This is a genomic window from Aeromonas sp. ZOR0002 (assembly GCF_963866995.1).
GTDB lineage: Bacteria > Pseudomonadota > Gammaproteobacteria > Enterobacterales > Aeromonadaceae > Aeromonas > Aeromonas caviae.
Window position 1 is genome coordinate 1 of sequence record NZ_CAWMFQ010000377.1, and the last position, 5,057, is coordinate 5,057.

Annotated in this window: 5 protein-coding genes and 1 pseudogene; 2 read left to right on the top strand and 4 right to left on the bottom strand. The window is 63.7% G+C overall.

Features of this window, described 5'->3' with window-relative positions; all coding sequences use genetic code 11:
• Nucleotides 1-217, bottom strand: a pseudogene (locus AACR77_RS20285) (aspartate aminotransferase); the annotation flags it as partial.
• Nucleotides 218-381: 164 nt separating this feature from the next.
• On the opposite strand from AACR77_RS20285, the gene AACR77_RS20290 reads away from it, so the two are divergent.
• Nucleotides 382-1,554, top strand: a complete 1,173-nt coding sequence (locus AACR77_RS20290) for an MFS transporter (RefSeq protein ID WP_039040518.1) — start codon at nucleotides 382-384, stop codon at nucleotides 1,552-1,554.
• 71 nt (nucleotides 1,555-1,625) lie between these two features.
• Here the strand turns inward: AACR77_RS20290 and AACR77_RS20295 are convergent, their stop codons facing one another.
• The gene (locus AACR77_RS20295; protein WP_042015608.1) at nucleotides 1,626-2,510 is read right to left on the bottom strand and encodes a LysR family transcriptional regulator; all 885 of its coding nucleotides are present in this window, start codon (nucleotides 2,508-2,510) and stop codon (nucleotides 1,626-1,628) included.
• A gap of 89 nt (nucleotides 2,511-2,599) precedes the next feature.
• Nucleotides 2,600-3,355, bottom strand: coding sequence for a YciK family oxidoreductase (locus AACR77_RS20300; protein WP_042880314.1), 756 nt, complete (start codon nucleotides 3,353-3,355; stop codon nucleotides 2,600-2,602).
• Nucleotides 3,356-3,579: 224 nt separating this feature from the next.
• Here AACR77_RS20300 and sohB point away from each other — a divergent pair, with 224 nt between their 5' ends.
• Nucleotides 3,580-4,587 (top strand): protease SohB, encoded by a 1,008-nt coding sequence (sohB, locus tag AACR77_RS20305; protein ID WP_042880316.1) that lies wholly within the window; start codon nucleotides 3,580-3,582, stop codon nucleotides 4,585-4,587.
• A gap of 230 nt (nucleotides 4,588-4,817) precedes the next feature.
• Here sohB and AACR77_RS23215 read toward each other — a convergent pair.
• Nucleotides 4,818-5,057 (bottom strand): N-succinylarginine dihydrolase (locus tag AACR77_RS23215; protein WP_231563159.1); only part of this gene is annotated, 240 nt, incomplete at its 5' end.

The window sequence follows — 5,057 nt, forward strand, 5'->3', positions numbered from 1 at the left end:
CCAGACGCGATACGATCAGTTCGATGAGCCGGGGAGAGGGGCGCGAATAGCCGAAGATGCCGTGGGCGACCCGTTTGGTAAGGGCCTCCAGTACGGCGGGGGGAGAGACGAAGTCGGTGTCTGCGACCCACATGGGCAGGACATCCTGACCCTTGTATTTGTCCCATTTCAGGCTCATGGTACCGCTGCGATCTATTTCCCGGTCAAAATCAAACATGTTAAATCCTTGTACTGGCGCTGGATGGGCTTCCAATGTACGGACTTGGACGCCCCCCCGCAACCCTTGAGGTGGCTGTTGATAATGACATAAAATAGCCGCCGCCATACGCCAAGCCCGCCCGCATCTGGCTCCTTTTTTTCTTCCATATCAATGGTATCTCTATGAGTTTGCTGTCTGTTGCCCGCAAGAGGCCGGATCCCGTCTCTCTCTCGTTTCTCGCCGTGACCTTCATGACCGGGGTGGCGGTGGCGCTGCAGGTGCCGACCTTGAGCCTGTTTCTGGCCGAGGAGGTGCAGGTGCGCCCCTTCCTGGTGGGGCTCTTCTACACGGTGAACGCGGTGATCGGCATCCTCATCAGCCAGTGGCTCGGCCACCGCTCCGACAACAAGGGGGATCGCAAGCAGCTGATCCTGCGCTGCTGCTTCGCCGGCATCGTGCTCTCTCTGCTGTTTGCCTGGAACCGGCAGTACTGGTTGCTGGTGAGCCTGGGGGTGCTGCTGGCGAGCCTGACCGCCACCGCCAGCCCGCAGCTGTTCGCCCTGGCGCGGGAATACGCCGACAGCCGCAACAAACAGGCCGACATGTTCAGCTCGGTGCTGCGGGCCCAGTTCTCCCTGGCCTGGGTGATAGGGCCGCCCATCGCCTTCGCGCTCGCCATCGGCTACGGCTTTGAGGTGATGTATCTGGCCTCGGCGCTGGCCTATGTCATCTGCGCCTTCGTGGTGTGGCGCTGGCTTCCCTCCCTGCCGCTGCCGGTGATGGACAGCGAGGTGGAGCGGGTGAGCAGCTGGCGGGATCCGTCGGTGCGGGCGCTCTTCATCGCCTCCACCCTGATGTGGACCTGCAACAGCATGTACCTCATCAACATGCCCCTCTACATCACCCGCGAGCTGGGGCTGGAGGAGAAGCTGGCCGGTTTGCTGATGGGCACGGCGGCGGCCCTGGAGATCCCCTTCATGCTGCTGGCGGGCTACTACACCCGGCGCTTCGGCAAGCGGCCCATGATGCTGCTGGCGGTGCTGGCCGGGGTCGGTTTCTATGGCGGTCTCGTGACCCTGTCGAGCCAGCATGCCCTCATTGCGCTGCAACTGCTCAATGCCATCTTCATCGGCATCGTGGCCGGCATCGGCATGTCCTATTTCCAGGACTTGATGCCAGGGCGCGCCGGGGTGGCGACCACGCTCTTTTCCAACAGCATCCGCACCGGCTCCATCATGGCGGGGGCCATCGCGGGGACGGTGGCGGAGCTCTGGAGCTTCCACGGGGTCTTCATGGTGGCGGCGGCCCTGGCGCTGATGGCGCTGGCCGCCTGCTGGCGGGTCCCCAACGTATAGGGGATGCAAAAGGGAGCCGATGCCTGGATGTGCCGGCACCAGTGCCCCGGTCGTGCGGGGAAGAAGCGGCCTTACCTGGGGTTGTCTCCCTGGTATTCGATGCGCAGGCAGCGCAGCAACAGCTCAGCCGCCGGCCCCAGCGCCTCCACCGAGGGGGTGAGCAGGTAGGTGTAGAGATAGCGTTCGTTGCCGCCGGTGAGATCGAGCTGCACCAGCGAGCCCTCGGCGAGCTCCTCCTGCACCAGGTGGCGGGGCACCCAGGCGTAACCCATGCCAAGGCGCACCATGTTGAGCACCTCATGATAGTGGGTCGCCTTCCAGCCGGTGTCGTCCGCATCGTTCCAGTCCACCGAGCGGTGGATGGGGGGATGCAGGCTTATCTGGTTGTGGCTGGCCAGCACCTCGGCAGTGATGGGCTCTCCCTGCTCCGCAAGGGGGTGGCCCGCTGCGCACAGAGGAAGCAGACAGACTTCGTCCAGCGGCAGGCCGGTGCGATCCTGGGGCAGGTGCTCGGAGAGCATCAGATCTCCTGCCTGCAGCGCATTGAAGTGGCAGTGGATCCGCTCGTGCAGGTTGATGCGGCAACCGCGGCTGCGGGGATAGAAGTGGGCCAGCGCCCGGTAGAGGCGCTCCCGCGGCTGCACCACGGACACATAGAGGTTGATCTGCGGCTCCCACTGCCGCTCCAGGTTGTTGGCCAGGTTTTCCAGCTCTTCCACCTGCTGGCTGAGCTGGCGCGCCCGCTTGAGGAAGATCTCCCCCGCCGGCGTCAGCACCGCCTTGCGCCCCCGCACCTCCAGCAGGGCCACCCCCAGACTCTGTTGCAGCTTGGCAACCGCATGATTGAGGGAGGATTGGCTCTTGTTCAGCGCCTCGGCAGCCTGGGCATAACCGCCGCAGTCCACCACCGCCTGAAAGATCCGCCATTGCTCAAACGTGCTCTTGGGACGAAACATAGTGCAACCTGTCTGGGGCCGATGGGATTCAACAGGGCGCGCCTTGGCACCCCCTCTTCACTGTAATCCCATCCGGTTGATTTGTTGATTTATTTGGGCTGGGCCACGAAGGTCTTGCCGCTCTGGCCCTGACTGTCACGCCCCATCAGGTAGAGATAGAGGGGCATCAGATCGGCCGGGGTCTTGAGGGTCTGCGGATCTTCCGCCGGGAAGGCGCTGGCCCGCATCCTGGTGCGGGTGCCGCCCGGGTTCAGGGTGTTGACCCGCACCCTGGTGTTCTCCAGCTCGTCCGCCAGCACCTCCATCATCCCCTCGATGGCGAACTTGGAAATGGCATAGGTGCCCCAGTAGGCGCGCCCCTTGCGGCCCACGCTGGAGGAGGTGTAGACGATGGACGCCTCGCCGTGCTCCTTGGCGGTCTGGCGAATGAGGGGCAGCAGCGCCTGGGTCAGCAGGAATTCGGATTTGACGTTGACCTGCATCACCTCGTCCCACTCCTGCTCCTGAATGTGTTCGAACGGCGACAGGGTGCCGAGCAGCCCGGCGTTGAACAGCACGCCATCGAGGCGGCCGAACTGCTGGGCGAAGGTCTCCGCCATGCCGCGGTAGTGGGCGGCAGTAGCCCCTTTCAAGTCCACGGGCACGATGGCGGGCAGGGGGTGACCGGCCGCTTCAATCTGGTCGTAGACCGCCTCCAGCTTGGCACTGGTGCGCCCGAGCAGGATCACGGTGGCACCGTGGGCCGCATAGGTGAGGGCCGCTTCGCGGCCGATGCCGTCACCGGCGCCCGTCACCAGAATGACCTTGTCCTTGAGCAGATCACGGGGGGCCTGATAGTCGAGCATGTGGACTCCTGTTAACAATGCCTGGCGGCTTGGCGCAACGAATCGAGTGGGCAAGTGTACTGATCCGGCCCGGCAGTTGACCAGTATGAGACGGCAAAAATGTGAATAAAACAGGGCGATAGCATCGATCCCTCCGCCCTTGGCACGGGAGGTGGCAGAGTTTTTGCGCGAGGGGGGCAAACTCCTTACTATGTGAAAAAACCGGACATTGAGCGGAGCATCAAGTGGCATTTTTGACCGAATACGGCCTGTTTCTGGCCAAGACCCTCACCTTCCTGCTGGCCATCGGCGCCGTCATCCTGATGGTGGCGAGCAGCCGCCAGCCCAAATCCCGCAAGGGGGAGCTGGTGGTGACCGATCTCTCCGGCGAGCTGGAGCAGGGGCGCCATCAACTGCAGGCAGCCCTGGCGGGCAAGGCCGAGCGCAAGCAGATGGAGAAGACCCGCAAGGCCGAGCACAAGGCCAAAGCCAAGGGGGAGGATGAGCGCAGCCGGCTGTTCGTCATCGACTTCAACGGCAGCATGGATGCCAAGGAAGTGGCCTCCCTGCGGGAAGAGGTGAGTGCCGTGATAGGCGTGGCCCGGCCCGGGGACGAAGTGCTGCTGCGCCTCGAATCCGGCGGCGGCGTGGTGCATGGCTACGGCCTGGCCGCCTCCCAGTTGCAGCGGCTGCGGGACAAGGACATCACGCTGACCGTGGCCATCGACAAGGTGGCGGCGAGCGGTGGCTACATGATGGCCTGCGTCGCGGACAAGATCCTGGCGGCGCCGTTCGCCATCGTCGGATCCATCGGTGTCATTGCCCAGATGCCGAACTTCAACAAGCTGCTCAAGAAGCACGACATCGAATTCGAGATGCACACCGCAGGCCAGTACAAGCGCACCATCACCATGTTCGGCGAGAATGACGATCTGGGGCGGGAGAAGTTTCGCGAGGAGCTGGGGGCCATCCACGAGCAGTTCAAGGCCTTCGTGGCCGAGCACAGACCCGGTCTCGACATCGACAAGGTGACCACCGGCGAGCATTGGCTGGCGAGCCAGGCCAAGCAGCTCGGTCTGGTGGATGCGCTTTGCACCAGCGATGACTACCTGCTGGCCCAGGCCAGCCATCACAAGGTGGTCGGCATCCGCTACAGCAAACCCAGGAGCCTGACCCAGAAGCTTGGCAAGCAGGCGGCACTGGGGCTGGAGGGGGCCCTCGGCCGCCTGTGGCAGCAGAGCCCCTGGCGCTGAGAACCTGTTTCGAGCTTACTGCGAGGTCGTGATCAAGGCTCATGTGCTGCTCGGAATCCTCATGTGTATCTACACACTCCGCTTCCTGCGCTGCTCTTCACCTTGCTGACGATCTCTCGCTACAGCTCGTGAACAGGTTTTATAGCTCAGTGCAAAGGACTAAAAAGAGAGCCGGGCATTGCCCGGCTCTCTTTTTTTATTGCGTCGGCTCTGCAGGCCGATGGCGCACCTCAGCGTTGGAAGGGGTAGACGGAACCCAGTTTCAGGATCTGGGTCAGCTCGTCCAGGGCGGTGCGGGTCTCCAGCACCAGGGACGGGTCGCGCAGATCGTCCAGCGCCAGGCTGTCGCGGTAGTGGCGATCGACCCAGCCATCGAGGCGGGCAAACTGGCTGTCGGTGATGAGACAGGCCGGGTTGACGGCGGCCAGCTCGGTGTCGTTCATGGCCACCCGCAGCCGCAGGCAGGCGGG

Coding starts and splice junctions, on each gene's coding strand:
- AACR77_RS20290 (WP_039040518.1), top strand. CDS start 382: ATGAGTTTGCTGTCTGTTGCCCGCAAGAGGCCGGATCCCGTCTCTCTC.
- AACR77_RS20295 (WP_042015608.1), bottom strand. CDS start 2,510: ATGTTTCGTCCCAAGAGCACGTTTGAGCAATGGCGGATCTTTCAGGCG.
- AACR77_RS20300 (WP_042880314.1), bottom strand. CDS start 3,355: ATGCTCGACTATCAGGCCCCCCGTGATCTGCTCAAGGACAAGGTCATT.